The following is a 26180-nucleotide window of genomic DNA, read 5'->3' on the forward strand; positions in this document are numbered from 1 at the left end:
TTTCCACCCCCCTACTTACAAGTTATGCGCCGCCTCTTTAAAAATGCGTCCCCGCTCTTCATAGGAAGCAAACATGTCCCAGCTTGCACACGCCGGTGATAACAAAACCACATCACCTGGAGCTGCAAACTGTGAAGCTTCCTGCACGGCAGCGGTTAACGTTCGGGCAGCGTCCTCCTCATTATCGACGACCTTAATTTGCTTTAATCCCGCCAGTTCCGCGACCTTGGCAATTTTCTCTCGTGTCTCTCCAAGAGCAACCACAGCTTTCACCCGCTCCTGGAACAACGGCAGCAATTCCATCATGTCCGAACCACGATCCAGTCCGCCGGCAATGAGCACGACCGGTTCCTTGAAGGAGTTCAGCGCCATTACGGTTGCTTTGGAGTTGGTTGCTTTGGAATTGTTGTAATAGCCCGCTCCATTATGTTCAAGTACATACTCAAGCCGGTGTTCAACCCCCTTGAAGTCAGCCAGAGGCGCAGCAAGCACAGAGGGGTCGGCTCCAGCGGACACAGCAATAGCTACTGCTGCCAATGCATTTCCCACATTGAACCGTCCTGGGATTCCGATGTCTTCCACATCAATAATGACGTGACGGTTACCCTGATCGTCTGCATAGATCACCTGGCGCTTCACATCATCCTCTTGCCCATCCACGTATGGAGGATCAGCGTATACTCCTGCTTCAAGCTTCTCTGTCAGTGAGAATGGGAGCAGTCTTGCTTTAATATAAGGAACCAGTCCGCGGCATACCGGATCATCCCAGTTCAGGATAGCGACATCCTCCGGTTGCTGGTTGGAGAATAATTTTGCTTTGGAAGCCACATAATCATCCATGTCCCCATGGTAATCCAAATGAGTCTCCGCCACATTTAGCAAACTGGCAATGCGCGGACGGAAATCGGATGTGCCTTTCAGTTGGAAACTGCTAAGCTCCACCACCATCCAGTTATCCGCAGAAGCCTGCTCTGCCGCCTCACACAAAGGCGTTCCAATATTACCGGCAACGATAGGTTTCAAACCGGCAAGCTCCAACATGTTGCCTACCCACGTTGTTGTGGTCGTTTTTCCGTTAGAGCCAGTAATCCCGATCATAGGTGCAGCGCATAGATGATATGCCACTTCCACCTCAGTCACCACTTCTATGCCTAAGGCGAGTGCCTGCTGCACAGGAGGCGCCTGATAAGGTATGCCCGGATTTTTGACTACAAGCTTCACATCACGATGAATCAGATCGTCCGGATGTCCCCCGCATACAACAGAAATTCCCAAAGCCTCCAATTCGGATGCTTCGGGACACTGTTCTCTCTCTTTTTTATCATTAACTGTAACGATTGCGCCGGCACGATCCAGCACTTTGGCGACCTGCACGCCGCTCTTGGCCAGTCCAAGCACGACCACTTGTTGCCCACGATATGATTCAGGATGATTCATTGTTTACAACCCCTTGTTGAGATAAAGTCCAAGAGCGGCCAAAATGGCACCTACCGCCCAAAAAGTAATGACAACTCGCCATTCCGACCAGCCACTCAATTCAAAGTGATGATGAATCGGGCTCATTTTGAATACGCGTTTGCCACGAGTTTTGAATGATACCACTTGAATAATGACGGACAGGATTTCGATGACGAAAATACCGCCAATGATGACAAAAAGAAGTTCTGTCTTCGTCACAATAGCAACGGCACCAATCGCACCACCAATGCCGAGTGAGCCTGTATCTCCCATAAATACTTTGGCCGGGTGTGCGTTATATACCAGGAATCCCAGTACCGCACCAATCATCGCCGCCGCACATACCGCTGCTGGCATGGATGTTGCCTGCATCGCTACAATGGCAAATGCTCCAAATGCGATGGCGCTCACGCCGGACAGCAAGCCGTCCAGACCGTCGGTAAAGTTAACTGCATTCGTGATGGCAAGCATCATGAAAACTACAAACGGATAGTAGAACCATCCCGTCCAGTCGAAGGAGACTGATGTACCTGGAATCGATATGGCTGTGCTGTGTCCATTCTGGATCAGCAAGTAACACATCACGGCACTGAAGAACAACTGACCAATCATCTTTTGTCTAGCTGTCAGCCCCAGTGAACGTTTGAATACAATCTTGATGTAGTCATCCAGAAAACCGATCAGGCCGAAGCCGAGTGTAGCCACCAGCAGGACGTAGAAGTCCGTATTTTTGACCGCTGAAAATTTCAAAAAGGCCAATGTGAACGCGAGTAAAATAACTACTCCGCCCATTGTAGGTGTTCCGCTTTTTTTCAGATGGCTCTGTGGCCCATCTTCCCGAACCTGCTGTCCGAACTTCATTCGACGCAGCAACGGAATCAAGAGCGGTGCAGCAATCACCGCCAAAATAAATGAAACACCGATTGTTAACAGTAATACCTGAAAATCCATGGGTTCACCCCTCTAGTCTACTCTATTCTGTAATGGAGCTATTTTTAGCGCTTCGACCACATCCTCCAGCTTCATGCCCCGGGAGGCCTTAAACAAGACAACATCTCTGGAATGGAGATGCTCCAGTAGATATCGGGTCAATTCTTCCTTGCTCTCAAAAGTGTGTACGGCTTCTGCTGGCATGTTTTGTCTTGCTCCTTCTGCGATACTCGCAGATAAAGGGCCATAAGCCAGCACCATATTCATTTTGTCGGGTGTGATATATTCACCGATTTCCCGATGGAGCTCATGCTCCTGAGGACCCAGTTCTAGCATATCACCGAGCACGGCTACTTTGATCCGGTACCCTTTGAGGCCCTCCAGTACATCCACAGCGGCTCTCATGGAGGTTGGACTAGCGTTGTAAGCATCATTGAGCATGGTCAAACCACTGACACCGTTAATAATCTCGATGCGCATGCCGGTTAATTTCAGACGTGACAGTCCTGCTGCAATCTGTTCAGCAGCCACTCCAAAATGACGGGCAACCGCTAATGCAGCAAGACAGTTGACCACATTATGTGTACCCAATAATGGCAGTGTAAGAGCGCCCTCTCCAGACTGCTTGGTGGTAAACGCGACCCCGCTCTTTGCATTCATCATTCCAGTAGGATAATCATCGTTATCCGTCTGTAAGCCAAATGTATACCGCTGAAGTCTTTCAGGCAGCTTAGTCTCTGGCTCTGCCAGAACCTGCTCAATCAACGGTTCGTCGCCGTTGTATATCAACAATCCGCCTGGTTTCATGCCAGCAGCAATTTCAACTTTTGCCCTAGCGATCTCCAATCGGGAGCCCAGTTGAAGTAGATGGGATTCACCAATATTCGTGATGATTGCGACATCCGGCTGGGCGATTAGAGATAATTCTTCAATCTCCCGTCGGCCGCTCATGCCCATCTCCAGAATTACGATCTCTGTGTCCGGTTCCATACTAAGTACGGTAAGCGGCAAACCAATATGATTATTGAAGTTGCCTTGGGTCTTATGCACTTTGAACGTAGTAGACAGTATGGCATCCACAATGTCCTTTGTTGTTGTTTTACCATTGCTGCCAGTAATGCCTACAACGGAGGCCTTATTTTCTCTTAAATAGGAGGACGCAAGCTCCTGTAATGCAACCAGGGTATCCTCCACAATAATCACAGCACCTTGAGGTGCAGTTCCATGATCCTTTTGCCATAATGCCCCAGCAGCGCCCTTCTCTACACAGGTTTGCACAAATTCATGTCCGTCAAACCTTTCGCCAACAAGCGGGATAAAGAGACTGCCTAGAACGGGCTTACGCGAATCTGTAAATACACCTTCAACACCAACATCACCATAAGCAGCAACGTCAGTTAGTGTTCCTCCACACATCTCGGCCACTTGTGCCAATGTTCTTTTTATCAATTGGATTTGCCCCTTATCGCTTCTTTCGCTATGATCCGATCGTCAAAGTCCGTCTTGGTTGTGCCGATAATTTGATAGGTCTCATGCCCCTTGCCCGCAATCAATACTACATCGGCAGGGCTTGCCATTTCAATAGCTTCATGAATCGCCTGGCGCCGATCCACGATCATCGTATAACGATCAGGTTGAATGGCATCTTCAATCAGGCCTTGTTCAATATCCTTGAGAATCAGATCGGGATCTTCTGTCCGCGGATTGTCGGAAGTAACAAATACGATATCGCTATACTTCGCTGCAATTTTGCCCATTAGAGGCCGCTTCGTGCGATCTCGGTCACCACCACATCCAAATACGCAGATCACACGTCCTTCAGCAAATTCTTTCACGGTCCGCAATACATTCTCCAAGCCATCTGGAGTATGAGCGTAGTCAACAATGACAGCAAACGACTGTCCTTCGTCAACAGCCTCAACACGTCCATCTACGCCGGGTACCGTCTCCAAGCTACGTTTGATCTCCTCCAGCGGAATGTCTTCTACCAGAGCAGCAGCTATGGCAGCCATTGCGTTGTACACATTGAATTTGCCTACCATGCGTAAACGAATATCCGTGCTGCCTCTGAAAGTATCTACATGGAAAGAAGTACCTTGCGAGGTAATTGAAATTTGGGATGCGCGTACATCCGCATTTTCCTCCATGCCATATGTAATGACTTCAGCTGCCGTTACAGATATAAAATAAGCAGCAGCGGGATCATCTGCGTTGATCACTGCAAATTTGCGCTTAGAAGCATCCGTGGTATATCCGTTACCCAACCGTGCAAAGAACAGTCCTTTGGCTCCCCGATATTCCTCCATGGAATGATGATAATCCAGATGATCCTGCGTCAAATTGGTAAATACAGCCGTACGGAATTCCGTTCCCTTCACCCGACCTTGCTCCAAAGCGTGGGAGGAAACTTCCATAACACAACAGTCCGTGCCCGCTTGGACCATGTCGTTCAGACTGCGCTGTAGATCAAGTGCTTCCGGTGTAGTGCCTGACATCGGGTACGTGCGCCCATCGTAGCGCATTTGAATAGTTCCGATTAATCCTGTTTTTTGACCAAAGTCACTCATGATTTTTTCAATTAAATAGGTAGTCGTTGTTTTTCCGTTGGTTCCCGTTACACCAATCATATTCATCTTGCGGCTTGGTGAGTCAAAAAAGGAATCCGCCAGTACAGCCATAGCGAAACGGCTGTCTTTTACGAGCAGCTGCGGAACAGGCAGATCCAGCTCTCGTTCCACAACCAGAGCGACAGCTCCAGCATTTACGGCCTTCTCAGCATAGTCATGTCCGTCAACCGTATGCCCTGGAAGACAGATAAACAGATCTCCCGGTTGTACCTGGCGAGAATCTGTCTGTAGGTTTTGACATTCTGTATTTGGTTCGCCAATGATACGGGCGGTTGTCAGCATTGATGAAAGTTGTTTTAAAAGCACATGAATAACCTCACTTTTTCCAAGTTTACTTCAATTTCAACAGTTCTCTGTAATCACTAATATCGTCAACACAGCCAATTAATGAAACGCAACTCAGTGCATTTTGTTGCGGTGGGGATCAAGAGCCCCATCAGGGCTCTTGTCCTTCCTCCTTGGTGTGATCATGAATATCATTCAGAACATTACCCATATAGATGCGTATGGTAGAACCCTGATCAACCCTAGCTCCTGGTTTTGGAGCCTGGTTAATGACATATTTTCCGCTACCGGATTTGGCAAGCATAAAGTTCATATTCAGATCCTCATACAGGTCTTCGACCGTAGCTCCTGTCAGATCGGGAACCGTCACGATTTTGGTTTCTCCATACTTGTATTCTTTGGCTACCTGATCCTTCCTAACCGGAACATTCATATAATGCAGCGCATCCTCCAGAATGTTCTGTACGATCGGTGCGGCAACCACGCCGCCGAACTGAATTCCCTTCGGGTTATCCACCGCCGTATACACCACAATCTGCGGGTCATCCGCCGGAGCAAAACCGATAAAGGATACAATATGCTCAGTTGAGGAATAACGTCCATTGATTACTTTCTGGGCTGTACCCGTTTTGCCGCCAACCCGGTATCCATCAATAAACGCCGGACGTCCCGTACCCTTGGCAACAACACTCTCAAGTGCTTCACGTACTTGCTTGGACGTATCTTCCGAGATGACTTGTCGAACCAGTTCCGGCTTGGCCTCTTCCATCACTTCACCCGTTTCGGGATGAACCCAAGCCTTTGTAACATATGGCTTGTATAGTTTACCACCATTAATAGCTGCTGACACAGCCGCTACTTGCTGAATCGGCGTAACGGATACCCCTTGACCAAAAGCAGTGGTCGCAAGCTCCACAGGTCCGACCCGTGACAGTTTGAACAGAATTCCGCTTGCCTCACCACTCAGATCGATGCCTGTTTTGGTACCGAATCCGAAGTCTTTAATATAGGAGAATAATGATTCTTTGCCCAGTCTCTGACCCAGTGCAACAAATCCAGGGTTGCAAGAGTTCTCCACAACTTGCAGGAAGGTCTGACTTCCATGGCCGCCCTTTTTCCAGCAGCGCAGGCGAGCGCCACCAACTTCAACAAATCCGGGATCATAGAACTGATCCTGCGTCAGATTTACTTTTTTCTCTTCAAGCGCTGCTGCGAGCGTAATAATTTTAAACGTTGAACCTGGTTCGTACGTCATCCAGATCGGTAAATTCCGGTTGTATACTTCGGCCGGATATTGCTGATAATCGGCTGGTTCATATCCGGGTCTACTGGCCATGCCAAGAATTTCACCCGTCTTAGGGTTCATTGCAATGGCAAGCGCCGAGTTGGCCTGGAACTTGACCATAGCCTGATCCAGCTCCCGCTCCATGATGGACTGAATCGATTTATCAATAGTCAGCTTCAGGTTCAGACCATCCTTTGGTTCCACATACTTCTCAGATGAGCCCGGCATAAGCCTTCCGGCCGCATCGGACAAGTAGGACACACTGCCATTCAAACCGTTCAGTTTATCATCATACTTTTTCTCTACACCCGTTAATCCCTGATTATCAATGCCCGTAAAACCAAGAATATGAGCCGCCAGATCATCATAAGGATAAAAGCGTTTATTATCCTCAGCAACAACGATACCCGGAAGCTTCAAATCACGGATGTGCTGAGCCTTCTCCATCGTAATTTTGCGGCCACCGGGTTGTAGTCGTACAATTAGTTCTCTTTTCTTGATGGTTGCCAGCACTTTCTCTTCGGTCATACCCAGCAAAGGAGCCAGTGCTCTTGCTGTGGTCTCCGCTTCCTTCACCTGGGCAGGAATCGCCATAATGGTTGGTGTAGTTATATTGTAGGCGAGAGAGGTTCCATTTCGATCCAGGATCTCTCCTCGTTTGGCTGAATAAGGAATATTCCGCCGCCAAGACTCTTCCGCTTTCGCAGATAGTTCCGGTCCTTTCCCTAACTGTACATAAGCAAGCCTGATCACCAAGGCTGAGAATAACAGAACTAAAATCACTAAACTCCATAACAACCTGCGGCGCAGATTTACGCTTGACCCCTTCACGAAAAGATCCCCCCACTCGTCCCAAAATCATGATTGTGTTCCATTCATGAATATTCAGGACAACCGGGGGTTAGAACAAGCTGTCTGTGATCTCTATGGAAGCGAAGCCTCGTCTGATGTGTTATCAGACGATTTTGTCTCATTTGAAGGTGGATTTGTAGTATCCGTTTTGCCCGTTTCTTCGGTGTTCACCGCTTCATCAGATTCCACTTGGTTGTTAGCCTTATCTTCTGACGTTGGATCAGAAGACTCAGGAGCTTCATCTGCTATACCGGTAACCGCCGCTTTGGCTGTCTGCAAGCTAAGCTGAACCGTTCTCTGTTCGCCTGACACCTGCTCCGTTTGCTTCACGACATACCCTTCGCCTTTAACGGTTACGCCCACTTTCATAAGAGAAAGTACTTCAAGTGCATCCCGGAGAGATTCACCTGTCAGATCAGGGATTTTCATCTTGCTGCTCTCTTCGGTCAGCAGATAGATTCGCTGACCGGGATTCATGGACGCACCCGCTACAGGGTACTGACGAATAACACTTTCACCCTGACCGAGCGTTTCATAGGCAATCCCTGCGTTCAAAAGCTGGCTTCTGGCCTGTTTCGCTGTCTTACCTGACAGATCAGGAGCTTTGGCTTGAACGACCGGAGTTGTTTTAGACTTTTTGTCAGTGGTTTTCACCGTATCTTTCGGCACTCCCATATATTGAAGAGCTTGACTGGCAATCTTTTTAAATACCGGTGCGGCGGCTGTCCCCCCGCCAATATTGGCACCGTCCGGCTGGTCAATCACAACCAGGATCGCAATTTTAGGATTATTTACGGGTGCAAATCCGATAAACGAAACGACGTCTTTGGATTTACTGTAATCCCCGTTGACAACTTTTCTGGCCGTACCGGTTTTACCAGCCACACGATACCCTTCAATGTAAGCATTACGTCCTGTACCAATCGTCTGATCTGCAACAACCTGCTCGAGGTACCCGCTCACCAGTTTGGAAGATTCTTTGGAAATGACCTGACGAACGACTTTAGGCTTGATCACTTCGGATGAACCGTCATTTGGATTGATAATCTCCTTCACCAAGTGCGGCTCCATGAGTTTCCCACCGTTGGCAATGGCCGAAACGGCTGCTACCTGCTGGATTGGAGTTACCTGTACAAGACCATGGCCATATGCTGCTGTGGCAATTTCCGATTTATAAACCAGCGGCTTGATTGGTGATGCTGATTCACTCGGCAGATCAATACCCGTCTTTTTACCAAAACCGAATTGGTCTATGTAATGACGCAAACGTTCACCGCCAAGCATGTTATAACCCAGATTAACAAACGCAATGTTACTTGAACGTTTAACACCTTCCAAGTAGGAAATCCGGCCATAGGCGTGACCGTTATCACTGATGGGATAGCCACCGATATAGATTCGCTTGGATTCGAACGTAGCATTCGGATCAAACAACTTCTCTTCAACTGCACCCGCCAGAGTAACAATTTTAAAAGTAGACCCTGGTTCATAGATGGATTGTATCGCATGGTTGATAAAATTTTTCTGATCCGGCGTTTCCGCATACGTATTAGGATTAAAGGTCGGCCAATTGGCCATTCCTAAGATTTCCATTGAGTTTGGATCTGCTGCAATAACAGTCATGCTCAGTGGATTGTACTGGGCCACTGCTTCTTTCATTGCATCTTCGATGTAGTACTGAATTGTATCATCAATCGTCAGCTTCAAGTTACTTCCATTCTGCGGTGGAAGATAGTTGTCCTGGGAATCAGGCAGCTTGTACCCTTTGGCGTCCTTCTGATAGTTCAGATAACCATCTGTACCTGTAAGCTGTTCATCATAGGAGACTTCAAGTCCGTTAACCGCTTTGCCATCACGGCTCATGTATCCCAGCAAATGAGAGGCAAGCGTTTCTTCCGGATAATATCGCTTCGACTCCTGTGTCATGACAATCGCGTTTTTAGCCTTGTAGTCATCCTGAAGTTTTTCGCGAAATTCGTCTACCTTAGCAGCGAGTTCTGGACTAATTTTATACCCTTCACTGCGCACTTCACGTTGTTGAAAGAATGTCCCATCTTCCTTTTTAGCTGTTACAAGTGCTCGCATTTCACTCTCACTTTTACCCAATAAACTCGATAATTTGTCAATAATCACATCTTCAATTCCAAGCTTGTTAATCATCTCTGGGTTTACAGACACCGTGTAAGCAGGCGCATCCGTCGCCAAAATGTTACCATTGCGGTCTGTGATTGTCCCACGACTGGCCTTGATGGTTTGTTCGCGTTCAACCAAACCAGCCGCTCGCTCCTGCCAAATACCGCCATTAACAACCTGAATAAAAAAGATGCGGGTTATTAATACAAGAAAAAAGAGGGTAATACATCCCCCTATAAGCAGTGTGCGCATCTTTATTCTTTTTACCATCGGTACACCTCTTTTGCTTCAGCACTTTGTATAGCTTGATACAAAATGTTCTACTTATTTGCTGTATCCGAGGACGATTCAGTCCCTGTCGAGTTCGTTGTACTTGTTGAGCGAGGTACAAAAATGACATCCTTGCCGGAAGCCTCAACGTAACCAAGTTTGCGAGCATTCTCGATGACCAGATTGTTCAGTTTTTCTTTTTCCACTTGCAAATCTGCAATCGTTTTCTCTGCTTCTCTCACGTCAGACAGCGTCGTCTGTGCCTGCTTATTCAGATCATAGATTTGAGCGTAACGCGACATCATTAAACCACCCACAACAATCACTGCAAACAGAGTAATCAGATACAAAAATTTCTCGCGTGCCGGAAGACCGGTACGACGGGTCACCACTTTGGTAGTTTCCTTGTACCGCTGCTGGGTCACACGTTCTTGGGACGCTTTTTCTTTCACTGCCAGATTACCACGTGTATATGCCATACTCCGATTCTCTCCTCTGCTCTTGATTTACAGTTTCTCGGCTACGCGCAGCTTTGCTGAACGAGCACGGGAGTTTTCGGCCAGTTCCGTTTCCGTTGGAATCAGCGGCTTTCTGTTCACTAAACGCAAGACACCCTTACCGCCGCAAACACATAACGGGAAATCGGGAGGGCAAGTACATTTCTCCAGATAACTGCTAAAAATCTGTTTGCAAATTCGGTCCTCAAGTGAGTGAAAAGTAATAACAGATACACGTCCGCCTGGTGCCAAGCACCGAACGGCCTGATGTAACGCTTCTTCGAACGCGCCCAGCTCATCATTAACGGCAATTCGCAATGCCTGAAAGCTGCGTTTTGCAGGATGTCCTCCGGTACGACGCGCCGCCGCCGGAATCCCTTCTTTGATCAATTCCACCAGTTCGCCAGTAGTCTCAATTGTGGACTGCTTTCGTTTTTCAACAATGACACGAGCAATTCTTCTAGAGAATTTCTCTTCACCATAGCGATACAAAATGCGGGCAATCTCCTCTTCCGGCCATTCGTTAACAATCTCTTTGGCGGTAAGAGACGCGTCCTGATCCATACGCATATCCAACGGAGCATCGTGGTTGTAGCTAAATCCACGTTCGCCTTCGTCGAATTGCGGCGATGATACCCCCAAATCGTACAAAATTCCATCTACCTGTGGCACGCCATCTTTCATCGGTACATCCAGTTCTTTCAATACCTGCTCCAGATCACGGAAATTGGTTTTGACCAATGTAATCCGCTCTCCGTATGGAGCCAATTTTTCACGCGCATTATCCAAAGCCCAATCATCCTGATCCAGTGCGATCAGACGTCCCCCTGGACCGAGCTTGGATGCAATCACGGAGCTGTGTCCGCCACCGCCTAAAGTGCAGTCCACGTATATACCGTCCTGCTTGATGTTTAAACCCTCTGTTGCCTCTTCTTTGAGTACGGTTATGTGGTGAAACAACCTGCACCCCTCCTGACTTTATAGATCAAAATTAAAATCGACCAGCTTTTCGGCAATGTCGTTGAATGCTTCTTCGGATTGATTGAAATAACTCTCCCATATGCCTTTGCTCCAAATCTCCACCCGGTTCGACACGCCAAGAACAACGCAATCCTTGTCCAGCTTGGCATACTCTCTAAGATTGCCCGGCAAATTTACCCTGCCCTGTTTGTCCAATTCACATTCGGTGGCACCCGAGAAAAAAAACCGGGTAAACGCACGAGCATCGGATTTCATCAATGGCAGTGCTTTGAGCTTCTGTTCCATGACCCCCCACTCCTCCATGGGGTACACGAAAAGACACTGGTCCAAACCCCGTGTGACAACGAAAGACGGTCCCAGAGATTCGCGGAATTTAGCCGGAATAATAACCCGACCCTTGTCATCAATGCTATGTTGGAACTCCCCCATAAACATTGGCCCACTCACTCCTCACCCGTTTCTCCCACTTTGCCCCACTTTCCACCACCTAAGCATAATAGATTCGCACAAAAAAATCAAAACCCTTCTTACGGGCTTTACTTTTTTTTAATTTAATAACCGCAAAAAAACGTCTTTGATCCTGTCACTCAGGATCAAAGACGTTTCCCGCTTACGGGCAATCGTACGTACACCCGCATATGAGCCATATCATTAATAAACTATTTTAAACCCTTTGTAGCACTTAATCAGCTTGTAATTAATGGATGACTATTAGAATTTCCAGCTGTCCAGATATTTTTCCTGCTCGGCGGACAGGGAGTCAATGGCAATATTCAAGCTTTCCAGTTTGTAGCTGGCAACCTGTTGATCGATGTCATAAGGTACATTAACAACGGTTTTACCCAGTTCCGCATAGTTTTCACTCACATAACGCAGACCCAGCGCTTGCAAAGCAAACGTTGTATCCATAATCTCGGCAGGGTGTCCATCGGCTGCACCCAGGTTTACGAGACGTCCTTCAGCCAGCAAATACATCTTACGGCCATCTTTGAAGCGATATTCTTCAATGTTGCGGCGTACGGTACGAATCGAATCGGAACGTTTAGCAAGTTCAGGTTTGTTTACTTCCACGTCAAAGTGACCCGCATTGCTAAGAATTGCTCCATCTTTCATCACATCGTAATGCTCTCCAGTGATCACGTCTTTATTGCCGGTAACAGCGATGAAGAAATCACCCAATTTGGCAGCTTCCACCATCGTCATGACACGAAATCCGTCCATATGTGCTTCTACGGCTTTAATAGGATCGATTTCAGTTACGATAACATTTGCTCCAAGCCCTTTGGCACGCATCGCTACACCTTTACCACACCATCCATAACCCGCTACAACTACGTTCTTTCCTGCAACGACCAGATTGGTTGTACGGATGATGCCATCGAATGCAGACTGACCTGTACCGTAACGGTTATCAAACAAGTATTTGCAATAAGCGTCATTGACTGCAACCATTGGGAAACGCAATTGTCCTTCTTTCGCCAAAGCTTTCAGACGAATGATGCCCGTTGTCGTTTCCTCTGCTCCGCCACGAATCGTCGCAGCTAGATCAGGACGTTCAGATGCAATAATAGTGGCAAAGTCTCCACCGTCATCAATAATCAGATCAGGTTTCACTTCAAGTGCACGGAGCTGCAGTTCTTTGAACTCTACAGGGTCTGGATTATGTTTGGCATACACCGTAACGCCGTCTTCCACCAGAGCAGCACAAACGTCGTCCTGCGTTGACAATGGATTGCTGTGTGTAATCGTCACTTCTGCACCACCAGCTTGAATGACTTTCGCCAGGTAAGCTGTTTTGGCCTCAAGGTGAAGGCAAATGGCTACTTTCAACCCTTTAAACGGAAGATCCTGTTCAAATTGGCGCCGAATGCGGTTTAACACCGGCATATGCGCTTCTACCCAATCAATTTTCAGATGACCTTCCGAAGCGAGACCCATATCCTTAACGATACTGTTTTGCAATGCAGGGGTAGTCATTCCTCATCCTCCTAGATTATCTATTCCTTCTATTATAAAAGGTCACTACAATGTGATCACTTGGTGTTGTCCACGGAATTCGTTCTGACTTTCAATCAGTTGTCCGATCCACTCGGTTCCATAACGGTTCAGGTAAAAGAGTACGTTATGTACTCGTTCCTGTGGTTTGTTCATGGGAAAGAGTGAGTTTTGCATCCCGTTCCAGTGTCTTAGACTCACATTGTGTTTATCTTTAATGGCTTTGTGGGTCTGCTGTTGCAGATATTGCATCTGTGCGCTGATCTTGCCTACATTGGTATCTCCAATTCGGTCCAGACCAGGGTGGATCTCTGCAATCTGATCAAGCAATGGACGATATAGATCGGCAAATGCTTGCTGAACGCGCTCGAACTGTTCATCGACCTGGAAGGTCTCCTGCTGTGCCAGCCATTGTTCCTTCTTTTCTTCCATATGATATTGAACGTCCTGGAAAGAAAGACCGTACTGCACCATATGTTTGTGATGAACATCTTCCATGATGGTAAAGGACAGACGTGGAAGCAAGATAGGCATCTGCAGCCCGAAACGGCCAAACGCTTCACGCGTCAATCCCCAATACGCGATTTCACCTTGACCCAAAATAACAGCCGCTACAGGTAAAATGGAATCCTGCATTAATGGCCTGGTCAATACATTGTTACTAAACCGCTCGGGATGTTCAGCCAGTTCCTGAAGCAGTCGCTCTTCTGTAAATGAAACCAGACCTTTACGGTCGCTGTACAAGCCGTCTTTCAACATCAGAAGCAATCGTGCCCCTTCATGTATGTAAAACAGATTGGCCCCATCTTCTGCAACTTCAGCAGGCATGGCATATCCGGCTTGTTTCAATGCGGAGGCCCCCTGTGCATAGGCTTGGCGTAATGTCCCATTTTCACGAATCAAGCGTTCAAATACAGGCTGCTCTAGTCTGCGCAAGTCTGGATCCGCAGCATCCAACAGAATAAGTCCACTGCTGCCAAATAACGCTGAGATAAACCGAGCAAACGCATCACTCAGGTTCGAACTCGCCTGATGGATTTCCGTAACCAGCTTCATCAAACCTGGTTTGTGCACCGTATCCGGTAACAGATGTTCCACCTGCTCCAGCACAGTCATCCAATGCTCTGTTTCCACATGGACATTACTCACAGAATCCCTGCCTGCAAACCGCCCTTGTAACTTGATCTTCGTCATATCACCGCTGGCGTCAGGCAAATATGTGTGGTTGACTTCATCCCAGTCATGGTCTTCACCTGCAATCCAAAAAACGGGAACGACCGGCCGTTGTAGCCTGTTCTCCGCTTCCCGCGCAGCTGCAACTACACTTGCTGCTTTGTAAATTACAAACAACGGACCTGTAAGCAGGCCGCTTTGCTGTCCTCCCGTAACAACCAACGCATCCTGTTCCGCGAGACGTGTGATGGATTCATGGACTGCACCATGATCGTTCACACGTTTATTATATATACGTAGATACTCTGCCAGACGTTGACGAGGAATACGTGTGTTCTCCGATTGGTCCAGCCACTCGGCACGCGCATGAAGCCCCGATTCCCAGCGAATGTCATACTCGTAAAGGCCACGCGCAGCATCCCTTGAACAGACATAGTCTTCTGCAAGTCGCGTTCCGCTGCGGAGTGCCTCGGTAATACCTTTCATGAGGTCTGCCTCCTATTCTGCTTCAAAGAGCCTTTCTTGATTGTACCGAATGAGAGCCCTCTTCGTCAAAAGAAAGTGCATCAAAAAATAAAAAACCGCCGAACAAAGTCGGCGGTTTGATATTCATGGATAAGTCCAAATGAAATTTGTACTTTTTATACGTAAGGTTCTGCAACCCAGTGACCTTTGGATACCTCAATCAATTGAGCGTTCTGCAGGTTGTATGGATCATTTACAGGACCACCAGATCCATTCTTAAGTGCTTGTTCTTCTGGAAGCAAAATGCGACGTTTGCTCGCTTCTACTTCCGGATCAGGTACAGGGATCGCAGACAGCAATGTTTTGGTGTAAGGGTGAATCGGATTCGCATAAAGTTCTTCACTTTCTGCCAACTCCACCACTTTACCCATGTACATTACAGCTACACGGTCACTGATATGTTTAACCATGGACAAGTCATGCGCAATGAACAGGTATGTCAGACCGAGGCGTTGCTGAAGTTCTTCAAGCAAATTAACGACCTGAGCCTGAATGGACACGTCCAATGCAGACAACGGCTCATCACAGATGATGAATTTAGGGTCTACGGCCAATGCACGGGCAATCCCGATCCGTTGTCTTTGACCACCTGAGAATTCATGTGGATAACGGAGTGCATGGCTAGGATTCAGGCCTACAAGATCCAGCAGTTCTTCAACGCGTCTCTTCCGCTCTGCCTTACTCGATGCCAGACCGTGAATATCAAGAGATTCACCGATGATATCCATAACGTTGAAACGTGGGTTCAAAGATGCATAAGGATCCTGGAAAATCATCTGCATATCTTTACGCATTTCTTTCATCTTGCGCGGAGACAGCTTGTAGATGTCAGTTCCATTAAAGTTAACATTTCCGCCTGTTGGCTCATAAAGGCGCAGAATTGTACGGCCCGTTGTGGATTTACCACATCCAGACTCCCCTACAACTCCAAGTGTTTCGCCTTCAAAAATATCAAAGCTAACATCATTAACCGCTTTGAGAATATTCCCTTTGCCCAAATTGAAGTATTGTTTGAGGTTCTTCACTTGAACCAGCGGCTTGTTGGCACCTTTGATAATACCAACTGGAGTAGGCTTTTCTTTTTTAGGCTCGTCCAGACGAGGAAGAGCATTCAGCAATTTAATTGTGTATGGATGTTGAGGATTACTGAAGATTTCAGCAGTTGTTCCTGTTTCGACAACTTCGCCTTCCTTCATAACGACAACACGATCACACATTCCTGCGACTACTCCAAGGTCATGTGTGATAAGCATGATCGAAGTTCCAAGTTTTTGTTGCATGTCCTTCATAACATCCAGGATTTGTGCCTGAATCGTTACGTCGAGTGCAGTTGTTGGTTCATCCGCAATCAGAAGGGATGGACGACATGCCAAGGCAATCGCAATCATAGCACGCTGGCGCATACCACCGGAAAATTGGTGCGGATAATGGTTCATACGCACTTCCGCATTTTTGATGCCTACAAGTTCGAGCATTTCCAATGCGCTTTTTTCAGCGTCTTTTTTGGACATATTCTGATGCTTGCGCAGTACCTCGGTAATTTGCTTACCAATTTTGATGGTAGGATTCAAAGAAGTCATTGGATCCTGGAAGATCATGCCGATATCTTTACCACGGATGGCTTCCATCTGTTTATCTGTCTTATTCAGCAGGTCCTGCCCGTGAAAAGTAATTTCTCCGCTTTTGACCTTCGAAGGCGGGGAGGGAATCAATTTCATGATGGTTTGGGCAGTAACACTCTTACCACTACCGGATTCACCTACGATCCCCAGCGTCTCTCCTTTGCCAAGTTCAAAACTCACATTTTTAACGGCATCAAACTCACCAGAACGCGTCGTAAATGACACACTCAGGTCTTTGACTGTTAAAATCGGCTCCATAATCCCACCTCCTATTTCTATTTACGTAATTTCGGATCAAGCGCGTCGCGCAAACCGTCACCAAGCAAGTTAAATGCAAGCATTGTCATAACCATCAAACCTGCAGGGAACCACATCCGCCAAGGATACAGCGTCCAGCCTGTAAGTGCATCATTGATCATAGATCCAAGAGAGGACTTAGGTGCAGATACACCCAATCCGAGGAAGCTCAAAAATGCTTCTGCGAAGATCGCATTTGGGATGGACAACGTCAATGTAACGAGAATTGGTCCGACAGCATTTGGCAACAAATGACGGAACAGTTGACGTCCAGTGCTTGCGCCCATCGAACGAGCAGCAAGGATAAAGTCTCTGTTTTTGAGCTGCATAATCTCACCACGCACAATCCAAGACATACTGATCCAGCCTGTGATGGTAAGTGCAATGATAATCGTTGTCAGACTTGGCTCCAATACAACCAGCAACAAGATAACAACGAGCATGTAAGGCAGGGAGTACAGGATCTCAGAGAACTTGTTCATGATGCCATCAACACGTCCACCGTAGAAGCCCATAATGGCTCCATAAATGACCCCGATAACAAGGTCAATCAAAGCAGCCGCCAAACCTACAGTAAGAGACACACGTGCACCTACCCAGGTTCTTACCCATACATCGCGACCCAGTTCATCTGTTCCAAACCAGTGTTCTGCACTCGGTGCAGCATTGGCATTCAACAAATCATTGGAATAATAATTATAGCTTGAGAACAACGAAGTTGGACCAATCATAGAGAAAATGACAACAAGGACTAGAACAGCCAAACTAATCATAGCGGCCTTGTTGGTTGCAAGTCTGTACATAGCGTCTTTGAATAGCGATACACTCTCTTGCGATTTCAACGCTGCCTGACTATCCAGGCCTGTGTTCGCCGTTTCATTATTGTTGTTATTCGTGCCAGACAACGTTATGCCCCCTTCCGGCTTTCTAGCTTAATTCTAGGATCAATCAACACGTAAGCAATATCTGTCAGGAAACGCGCAAGCATCAAGAGAATACCATAGAAGATTGTAATTCCCATGATCATCGTGTAATCACGATTCGTAATACTCTCTACGAACACTTTACCAATTCCACCAATGTTAAAGATTTGCTCAATAACAACGGAACCTGTGATAATATTTGCTGTCATCGGACCAACATAAGTAACAACTGGCAAAATACCGTTCCGTAAAACGTGTCTAAACATAATAGCAGGCCATTTTAAACCTTTGGCCTTGGCTGTCTTGATGTAATCGGCATGCAATACTTCCAACATGCTTGAACGCGTCAAACGAGCGATAAAGGCAATTGGCGATGCCGACAGTGCTGCAACCGGAAGCACATAGTCGAGTGGGCCATCGAAGCCCATAACGTTAAACCAGCCGAGTTTGAATGCAAAAACATACTGCACCAGGGATGCGAGCAAGAAACTTGGTACAGCAATCCCGATAACAGCGAGGATCATCGTAATATCATCAATCAGCTTGCGATGGTAAACTGCGGCAATAAGCCCTAACAACACACCAACAACAATTGAGATAATAATCGCAAAGATACCTAACTTCAGCGATGCTGTAAACGTTTGAGTGATCATACCGGTTACATCCTGATTCAGGTATTTCATAGAAACCCCGAAATCACCCTGAATGATTCCACCCATATACTTCAGGTATTGTTCATACATCGGTTTGTCCAAACCATACTTCACTTCCAAAAGTGCCCGGATTTCAGGTGATACTTTTTTCTCGGATGTAAAAGGGTCACCCGGAATGGCCTTCATCAGGAAGAAGGTTGCTGATGCGAGTATGAAAAGCGATAGCAGCATAAATAGCAGTTTTTTCAGCACGTACTTAACCAACCCTTGCACACCTCCACAAACAATATTTTGTATACAAATCGATTGTAGAATTAGACAAGAATAATGTCCAATCCATTTATCGGAAATTTCAAGAATTATAAGGAAAATCGGTGCACATACAAAAAAATCGGGATATATATGGAATTCCACATATATATCCCGAAGTAATCATATAGACTTCAGAACAACTTATTTCTCTTCCAGATATGCACGAGTGAAGTCAATCGCTCCACTGAAATCAAGTTGTACGCCTTTCAGGTAAGGCTTAGTCAAAGATACATTAGTGTAGTAATAGATTGGCATTACTGCCATTTCATCTTGAATCAGGACTTTCTCTGCATCAGCAAAAGCAGCCATACGTGTAGCAGGATCAGCCGATTTTACAGTTTCTTTAACATCTTTGTCAAACTGTTCGTTGCTGAATTTAGCATCGTTGTTTGTGTTGCCTGTTGTCCACATTTCCAAGAAGTTGTACGGATCGTTGTAGTCCGCAGACCAACCTGCACGAGCCACTTGGAAGTTTTGGTTTTGACGGTTCTCAAGGAATACGCCCCACTCTTGGTTTTCCGTTTTCACGTCAACACCAAGGTTTTTCTTCCACATATCAGCAACAGCAAGAGCGATTTTCGCGTGACCGTCACTAGTGTTATAGATCAATGTTACTGCAGGCAATGTTGTGTAGCCTTCTTCTTTCATACCTTCAGCAAGCAATTTCTTAGCTTCTTCTACGTTTTCAGTGAAGTAGTCATCTTTGTGCTCATCACGGAATTCGCCGTTTTCACCGCGGATACCTGGAGGTACAAAGCCGAAAGCTGGAATTTGTCCACCTTGTGTTACTTTGTCAACAATCAATTGACGTTCAATAGCCATTGCAAAAGCTTTACGGATTTTAACGTTGTTAAATGGAGCTTCATTAACGTTGAACTGGTAGTAGTACGTACTAGCAATACCAGTAGCTTTAAACTCGTCCGGCAATTCCGCTTTTACAGAAGGAATTTGGTCGGAAGGAATTTCACCGTTAGGTGCGCCTGTGTAGTCCAATTGTCCTGATTTGTAAGCTTGCAGTTCAGAAGCACTGCTGTTTGTCAGGGACATGTTGATTTCAGACAATTTGATATCGGAAGCTGCATGGTAGCCTTCGTTTTTCTTCACGACGATTTTTTGACCTTTAGCGTATTGATCCATTGTGAATGGTCCGTTAACGATCATGTTTTTGTAGTCTGTGAAGAATTTGTCATTCGTGTCAGCAGACTTGTGTACTGGGTAGTACGTGTAGAATGCTGTCAGACCCAAGAAGTAAGGTGTTGGGTTTTCCAACGTTACTTCCAGCGTGTGCTCATCAGTAGCTTTAACACCTACTTGAGAGAAGTCTGTGATTTTAGTACCTTTATATGTTTCGTCTTTGCTCAGGTTGTAACCCTCAGCACCTTTGATGTAATACAATTGGTAAGCATATGGAGAAGCTGTTTCCGGTTTCAACGCACGTTCCCAAGAACGTACAAAGTCTTCGGCAGTGATTGCATCACCGTTGCTCCATTTTGCATCCGGGTTCAGGTTGAAAACATATTTCAAACCATCTTCGGAGATTGTCCAGTCTTTAGCAACGCCTGGAGCTTCTTTACCATCAGCGTCGATACGCACAAGACCTTCATACAAGAATTTCAGAACAGTGTTGGTTTGGCTGTCTTTTGCTTGAGCCGGGTCTAACGTAGGAGGTTCAGCTGACAGGTTAATTTTCAGGACTTGATCTTTAGCAAGACCATTTCCTTCGGTTGCAGAACCAGTATCGGTGTTACCTGTGCCTTCGTTTTTCGATCCGCACGCTGCAAGTACGGTACCGAACGCCAAAATCAGCGTCAAAAGGACTAATAGACTTTTCCTTTTCATCTAACACTTTCCCCCTAAATTGATGTGGTATATGTTTATAGATTATACAACCACCGGTCAAAAAAATCTACATTACTTTTTCAGAAAGTAATGTTTTTTTCAGTTTTCGACAAAATCGACACATTTTTTAGCCTTTTTGCGTTATGTATCCTCACATCTGTTTCATGAAGTATCTAAATAATCCAAATATAGTAAACAAAACATACCCAAAACTCATTATGACAAAAGCCATGCGCCAAACGGCCCGGAACATTCTACCCCCATCGACCTTACCTTTGAGCCTATTTTGTGCTCCTCCGATGAATCCAAGCGCTATTAGTATGAGTATAAGTGTTAAATAAAATCCAAAATTCGAATCAAATGTTAAGTTGAATAACGCCGATACTGAGAAAATAAGAAATAAGGTTGTTACATCCATCGCCGAACTCAACGCCACACGCTTATCTTTCTTCCATCCGTACATGATCCAATACACAAGAATAAACGGAAAGAACGGCAGTATGCTCAGTACAATAAAAAATCCCATTAACTCACTCCTTCCGGTTGCATACCTTCAATCAGATGAAGCAGTACTTCATGCGTCGGAGCAAACAGGCCACACCGACACGCCATACTTACGATTTGCCCGTTAATGGATTGCACCTCCGTTTGTTGTCCATGCAAAACATCCGACAGCATGGAGGATGTATTCGAGGCTGTAGAACGACAGACGGAGAGAATTTGTTCCCATACATCCCCATCAATAAGTATTCCGCTGCCTTCATATACTGCCAATGCCTCATCATACAGCTGACGCATGAACCTAATTCGCTCTTCCCTTGTGATTAACTCACCGTTAGGAATACGCCATATTGCGGTAAGAGGGTTAATAACAGCATTGATTAACAACTTCCTATAAATCAGCTTATCGATTTCATTCGACACTGTACAGCCAAATCCTGCCTGCTGCAAAAGCCCCTGTAAACGAATGGGTTCATTTTGATCCATCGGCGTTAGAGATGAGATACGTACATCTGCACTTTTGCCCAACCAGGTCTCTCCTATACCCGCACGGATGACTCCATCTTGCTGACGTTTCGCCCCTTCTGTCGTTATGACGCTATATACATTGGAATGCGGCATATTGGATTGCACATAATCCAGATGTCCAACCCCATTTTGGAAACATGCGATGTTCATCACTCGCGCCTCCAATGGACCAAGTTCACGTATAACATCCTGTATCGCTGTCTGTTTCACCATTAATAGTAGCCAATCTCCAGGCGAGTGTTCCCACACTCGGGTTAACTCCGTAATCGGTTTTACCTGGATATGCTCAGATGATATCTGGATGGTTTTCTCTCGTTCAATGACCTTAAATCCTTCTAAACTCAGTTTATTTGCCTGCTCAGCTGTTCTGGTCCAAAATCGAACCTCGTTGCCTGCGTCCTGAAGCTTTCCTCCATACAAAAGACCCAGTGACCCTGATCCTACAACGTCAATGATCATGCTGCATCCCTACCTCTACTCCAATAGTTGCTTTTACTTATAATAGAACAAAAACGGCAAACAAAAAACCCGTCATACCCGCCGTTATGTAACGGAGGTGTGACGGGCCCTTATCTAATGCTTAACATCAAACACATTTTGTTATTCAATTCGTTCCAGATTCCCGTTGGCGTCCATTTTGAATCTCGTTTTGAGTTCCTCTTCTTCTTCTGTCAGAAATGCGAGTCTGCGAGCACGATCCATAATCTGAATCAAAGCTTTATAATCGTCGTTTACAACACGATAATCGGTCTGTACTTCATTTACTTCCTTAGACAGACGATCATTCTCGCAACGCAGTTCATGAAGTTCATCCTCTTTTTCACGAAGCTCTTTCTCAAGCATTTTAAGCTGGCGACCATTTTCCTGTACAGTTCCCTTCCATTGCCGCAAGAATCGTATAACTGCATCAATGGATAGAGAGTCTTCCGAAATCCCATCCGCTTTGTACAAATTCTCTTCTGTATCCAGTGTGGACAAAGCTGCTACCTGTGGTCCGAGCAAAGCCGGTTGTTTGCGGAGATAACTTCGTTTTTGTCGTTGAGCCTTAGCATTGCTAATAGCAGACTCATACTTCTTACGTACACAGCTGTTCCAGCGAAAACCGCAAGCGGCAGAAGTTCTGCCTATTTTTTCGCCAACCTCTTCAAAAGCGGCCAGTTGTGTACTTCCTTCCCGAATATGACGCAAAGTAACCTCAGCCAAAATCAAATCGTCCTCTGTACTCCAAGCATCCTGTCTCACTGCAGTCATGCTATAATACCCTCCTAACAACATCCTAAAATAACCGTCCGCATAACCGATTTCCCGGTATGTGAATTAGGTATAAAAGCTGCTTCATTCATTCTTATGCCTCTCATAGAGTTCATAGAATTGATTTCATACTAAAATGTATTTCCACATTTATGAGTACTCATACGTTACATATGCAAAACAAACCATACTTTAACTCTTTTTAGCCAAAAAAAAAGAATTCGCTTTCATATCCAATTTTGTTTACACCTTTTTCCTTTCCCGGTATAATGTTGTGTAGACAATCTATGATCGTACATAGGAGAGGAGGACTTACCGTGGCGCGCATGTTTCGGGTACTCGGGTTCTTCACGCTAGCGATTGGCCTGATGGCTTTTGCAGGAGACCTGGTCGAAATGGCTTTGCTTTTTTTCCTGCAGACTGCGTTTTTTGTCATTTTGGGATATTTGAAATTTACGGAACGTACGTACATATTGCTCTTCTGGGGTTATATGATCGTGACATTCACAGGGTTCAGCTACTGGACCGTATTCCAAATGGATTTGCCGCTCTAATCCGCCAGCAGCATCAAAGCGATCCGGCTAATGTCGGATTGCTTTTTTGTCGTTTTCAGATTAAATGACTATTCTTTGTGTTATGTAACCACTACGGATATTTCACGTATCTATTTCATATATTGTCTGGAAGAGCTAAACCCGTTCGCATTGTATGTACATATTACACATGGAAAGGAGAATGATGGGTGAAACGTCGATACGGCATTCCCGGCTTCATCGTATGCATTATATTTTTGATCCAGCTACCTTGGACTTATGCCTATGGAGAGCCTTCCTCTGAGGAAACACGCGAAATACTGCAACAGAGCCTATCCATCGTCGAAATCGATCATGAAATCGAACGTATTGCAGATAGACAAAAACAGCTGGACGAACAGCGTCAGACGTTATCCATTCAGCTCCAGGAACAGGAAGACCAGATACATACTCAGCAAGACCGTGCGGGTGCAGTTGTAAGATCCTACTATATCGGAGAGCGTGATAGCCTCTTGATGACGGTACTGGGAGCAAGATCCATTAAGGACCTGTTCATTCTATACGATTACTATCAGATCATTATTGGCAGGGATCAGGCTGTGCTGGACAAGTATCAGGATCGATATCGCAACATGCAGCAAACGTCTGCCCAGATTAACCAAACCTCTGCAGAACTGTCTGAACTTAAAAACAATCTTCAAAATCAACGTGAACGAGTACTTGCATTACAGAAAGAAGTTGACGGAAAAGTAGCTGCCAGCGGGGATGCTGCAGCCATGCAGAAACTGATGGATGAGTTGACCATCTATTGGGAGAACATCGGCATATACGAGGTCAAGCGATATTTCAAAGCATTGGCATCAGCCATGCAGAATCTGCCGCAATTTATCCAGGAACAAAACGGCGGCATCTCCACGACCGGAACAACGTATACCATTCAAATTGGACAAGATGAGCTAAATACGTTCCTACGATCGCAGAATCCGATCTTTAAAGACTTCGCCTTTCAGTTCGACAAAGATCGAATTACCGCCTCAGGGCAGCGTGATCAGTTGCAATTAAGCATTGAAGGTCATTATACGGTCGAGAATGAACCTCAGAATTCAATTCGATTTCATGTCGATAAACTTGTGTTTAATCAGTTAGAACTACCTGATACCACACGTCGTATGCTGGAACGAGAATTCGATCTCGGATTTTACCCACAGAAAATTCTGTCGTTTGTCAAAGCCACAGAGGTATCCACAACTGAAGGCATACTTGAAGTAAAGCTCGCCATTTCATTCTGACGAGCTTTGCAAGGCAATAATGCTTTTGACGTACTGATTAGCCGTGATCTCTCCGACGAGAAGTTGTTGGATCTTCTTTTGAAAGGCAGGAGCTAGTATAGGACTTTCAGTCATTACAGTCTGTGAAGATTCTGCTGGGAACCAGGATTTTACATCCGTCGTATCATATTTCGTTATTAGTTTCTGTGACTCAAGATCTAGTTCCTGTTGCTTTGCTGGTAAGTAGTTAGCCTGTTGGTACCATTCCGTTTGCACAGAAGAGGAAGTCATTCCTTCAATCCAGCGGCTGGCCTCTTCCGCCTCAAGTGAGCCAGCTGCGATAACAAGACTTCTTGATCTTAGAGGTTCCAACGCACTGAAAGCTATCTTCTCCGATGAATCCTGTTCACCTTCCACACCTTGATTTACGCTCAACAAACTTGACAGCAACGTTACTGCCATAGGAGCCTCCGTTTGTTCACCAGAAGCAGAAATCGTCGGATTCATTGATTCGGCCGTAATATGCGATTGAATCTGATCCAGCAGCTGTATAATCTGTTGATACGCCTCCGTTTGCGAAGAAGTTTGCGCTTTCTTAATTTTACTCGGGGACATGCCTGGCTCAAACTGATTCAACCACGCACTTACCGCTTGCAGGTCATTTAAGTTTATACTTAATAAATCCGTTCCGTCTTGCTTTGCTTGTTGTACAAGTTTGACCCACTGCTCCTTATTTTCGGGTAAACCTGCCAAACCGGCTTTGTCCAGGAATGGGGAACGAGCTGCGAGTACATAAGCGTCAAAATCAAACGGCATACCCCATTGGTAACCATTCCACTCTGTCAATTCCCGCAAGCCAACCACCGTTCCTCCTAACGACTTGGACAGCGTTGTACCGTTTAACGGATACAGATGTCCTTTTTTGGCATGATATTGAACTTCCGCACTATCCAGAAGAATAATATCGCCGCTCTCCCCTACCGAAAATTTATTATCAAGCACTCGCTTATATGTATCCGGCTCCAAATTCCGAAGACTGATTTCCACATGTTGAGAAGTCGCTACTTCATTGGCCATTTTTTTAAACGATTTAAAGTCTGCCTCTGACATCGAGACTACAATCTCTAAAGGGGCATGTTGGTCCTCGCTGCGTGATGACGTGTTGGGAAATGCATCTTTTTCCTGGTCTCGCTCCTGATTATGCTGTGAACCTCTAAAATCAAAGCTGGGAGACAGAATCGTTAACGAAAGCAGCAGTACTGCGAACAAAATAACCTGGTGTCCACGCTTCATTAACTTCCCCTCCTTGCTCACCTAATTTTTTCCTGCAACACTCATTGTAACAAATAAGTAGTGCTCTTGTCCTATCCTGCCAAAAAACAGTTTTCTGATATTTTGCATACCTCGAGCATATCGAGTTCTGTGCAATAACTGATTTTTAT

The 26180-nt window shown here is 45.9% G+C and carries 21 protein-coding genes; 2 read left to right on the forward strand and 19 right to left on the reverse strand.

Annotated elements, in window-relative coordinates; genetic code table 11:
- Positions 1-15: 15 nt before the first annotated feature.
- The 18 genes from murD to BMY78_RS18300 form a co-directional block, all read right to left on the reverse strand.
- Positions 16-1437 (reverse strand): UDP-N-acetylmuramoyl-L-alanine--D-glutamate ligase, encoded by a 1422-nt coding sequence (gene murD / locus BMY78_RS18215; RefSeq protein WP_090901502.1) that lies wholly within the window; start codon positions 1435-1437, stop codon positions 16-18.
- Between the two features lie 3 nt (positions 1438-1440).
- Positions 1441-2409: a phospho-N-acetylmuramoyl-pentapeptide-transferase gene (mraY, locus tag BMY78_RS18220; RefSeq protein WP_063566988.1), complete on the reverse strand. Its 969-nt coding sequence runs from the start codon at positions 2407-2409 to the stop codon at positions 1441-1443.
- Between the two features lie 12 nt (positions 2410-2421).
- Positions 2422-3834, reverse strand: a complete 1413-nt coding sequence (gene murF / locus BMY78_RS18225) for a UDP-N-acetylmuramoyl-tripeptide--D-alanyl-D-alanine ligase (RefSeq protein WP_090902589.1) — start codon at positions 3832-3834, stop codon at positions 2422-2424.
- Complete coding sequence (locus BMY78_RS18230) at positions 3834-5321, reverse strand: UDP-N-acetylmuramoyl-L-alanyl-D-glutamate--2,6-diaminopimelate ligase (protein ID WP_090901505.1); 1488 nt, start codon at positions 5319-5321, stop codon at positions 3834-3836. Before BMY78_RS18230 ends, murF begins: the two co-directional genes overlap by 1 nt.
- 130 nt (positions 5322-5451) lie before the next feature.
- Positions 5452-7416 (reverse strand): stage V sporulation protein D, encoded by a 1965-nt coding sequence (locus tag BMY78_RS18235; RefSeq protein WP_090901508.1) that lies wholly within the window; start codon positions 7414-7416, stop codon positions 5452-5454.
- A gap of 93 nt (positions 7417-7509) precedes the next feature.
- Positions 7510-9840, reverse strand: a complete 2331-nt coding sequence (locus BMY78_RS18240) for a penicillin-binding transpeptidase domain-containing protein (protein WP_090901510.1) — start codon at positions 9838-9840, stop codon at positions 7510-7512.
- Between the two features lie 50 nt (positions 9841-9890).
- A complete protein-coding gene (locus tag BMY78_RS18245; RefSeq protein ID WP_090901513.1) occupies positions 9891-10319 on the reverse strand; it encodes a hypothetical protein in 429 nt (142 codons plus the stop codon).
- Between the two features lie 27 nt (positions 10320-10346).
- Positions 10347-11297 (reverse strand): 16S rRNA (cytosine(1402)-N(4))-methyltransferase RsmH, encoded by a 951-nt coding sequence (gene rsmH, locus BMY78_RS18250; RefSeq protein ID WP_090901516.1) that lies wholly within the window; start codon positions 11295-11297, stop codon positions 10347-10349.
- Between the two features lie 18 nt (positions 11298-11315).
- Positions 11316-11753: a division/cell wall cluster transcriptional repressor MraZ gene (gene mraZ, locus BMY78_RS18255; protein WP_017687291.1), complete on the reverse strand. Its 438-nt coding sequence runs from the start codon at positions 11751-11753 to the stop codon at positions 11316-11318.
- Positions 11754-12029: 276 nt separating this feature from the next.
- Positions 12030-13295, reverse strand: coding sequence for an adenosylhomocysteinase (locus tag BMY78_RS18260; protein ID WP_076288121.1), 1266 nt, complete (start codon positions 13293-13295; stop codon positions 12030-12032).
- 45 nt (positions 13296-13340) lie between these two features.
- Entirely contained in the window at positions 13341-14972 is a 1632-nt protein-coding gene (gene bshC, locus BMY78_RS18265; protein WP_090901519.1) for a bacillithiol biosynthesis cysteine-adding enzyme BshC, read from the reverse strand.
- Between the two features lie 155 nt (positions 14973-15127).
- Positions 15128-16891, reverse strand: coding sequence for an ABC transporter ATP-binding protein (locus BMY78_RS18270; protein WP_090901523.1), 1764 nt, complete (start codon positions 16889-16891; stop codon positions 15128-15130).
- A gap of 17 nt (positions 16892-16908) precedes the next feature.
- The gene (locus BMY78_RS18275; RefSeq protein ID WP_371121656.1) at positions 16909-17790 is read right to left on the reverse strand and encodes an ABC transporter permease; all 882 of its coding nucleotides are present in this window, start codon (positions 17788-17790) and stop codon (positions 16909-16911) included.
- A gap of 47 nt (positions 17791-17837) precedes the next feature.
- Positions 17838-18770, reverse strand: a complete 933-nt coding sequence (locus BMY78_RS18280; RefSeq protein WP_090901526.1) for an ABC transporter permease — start codon at positions 18768-18770, stop codon at positions 17838-17840.
- Between the two features lie 189 nt (positions 18771-18959).
- Positions 18960-20657, reverse strand: a complete 1698-nt coding sequence (locus BMY78_RS18285) for a peptide ABC transporter substrate-binding protein (RefSeq protein WP_090901528.1) — start codon at positions 20655-20657, stop codon at positions 18960-18962.
- Positions 20658-20808: 151 nt separating this feature from the next.
- Positions 20809-21183, reverse strand: coding sequence for a DUF3397 domain-containing protein (locus tag BMY78_RS18290; RefSeq protein ID WP_090901531.1), 375 nt, complete (start codon positions 21181-21183; stop codon positions 20809-20811).
- Positions 21183-22145, reverse strand: a complete 963-nt coding sequence (locus tag BMY78_RS18295; protein WP_090901535.1) for a ketopantoate reductase family protein — start codon at positions 22143-22145, stop codon at positions 21183-21185. Before BMY78_RS18295 ends, BMY78_RS18290 begins: the two co-directional genes overlap by 1 nt.
- Before the next feature lie 141 nt (positions 22146-22286).
- Positions 22287-22937, reverse strand: a complete 651-nt coding sequence (locus BMY78_RS18300) for an RsfA family transcriptional regulator (protein ID WP_063567002.1) — start codon at positions 22935-22937, stop codon at positions 22287-22289.
- 317 nt (positions 22938-23254) lie between these two features.
- Here BMY78_RS18300 and BMY78_RS18305 point away from each other — a divergent pair, with 317 nt between their 5' ends.
- Together BMY78_RS18305 and BMY78_RS18310 are read left to right on the forward strand one after the other, a co-directional pair.
- Positions 23255-23491, forward strand: coding sequence for a DUF2626 domain-containing protein (locus BMY78_RS18305; RefSeq protein ID WP_053781237.1), 237 nt, complete (start codon positions 23255-23257; stop codon positions 23489-23491).
- A 188-nt stretch (positions 23492-23679) separates the two neighbouring features.
- Positions 23680-24759 carry a coiled-coil domain-containing protein gene (locus BMY78_RS18310; protein WP_090901538.1) on the forward strand — a complete coding sequence of 360 codons (1080 nt, stop codon included), beginning with the start codon at positions 23680-23682 and terminating at the stop codon, positions 24757-24759.
- Here the strand turns inward: BMY78_RS18310 and BMY78_RS18315 are convergent.
- Entirely contained in the window at positions 24751-26031 is a 1281-nt protein-coding gene (locus tag BMY78_RS18315; RefSeq protein ID WP_090901541.1) for an ABC transporter substrate-binding protein, read from the reverse strand. The two genes, BMY78_RS18310 and BMY78_RS18315, sit on opposite strands and share 9 nt — an antisense overlap.
- Positions 26032-26180: the final 149 nt, after the last annotated feature.

The organism is Paenibacillus sp. OK076 (assembly GCF_900110055.1).
Taxonomy (GTDB): domain Bacteria; phylum Bacillota; class Bacilli; order Paenibacillales; family Paenibacillaceae; genus Paenibacillus.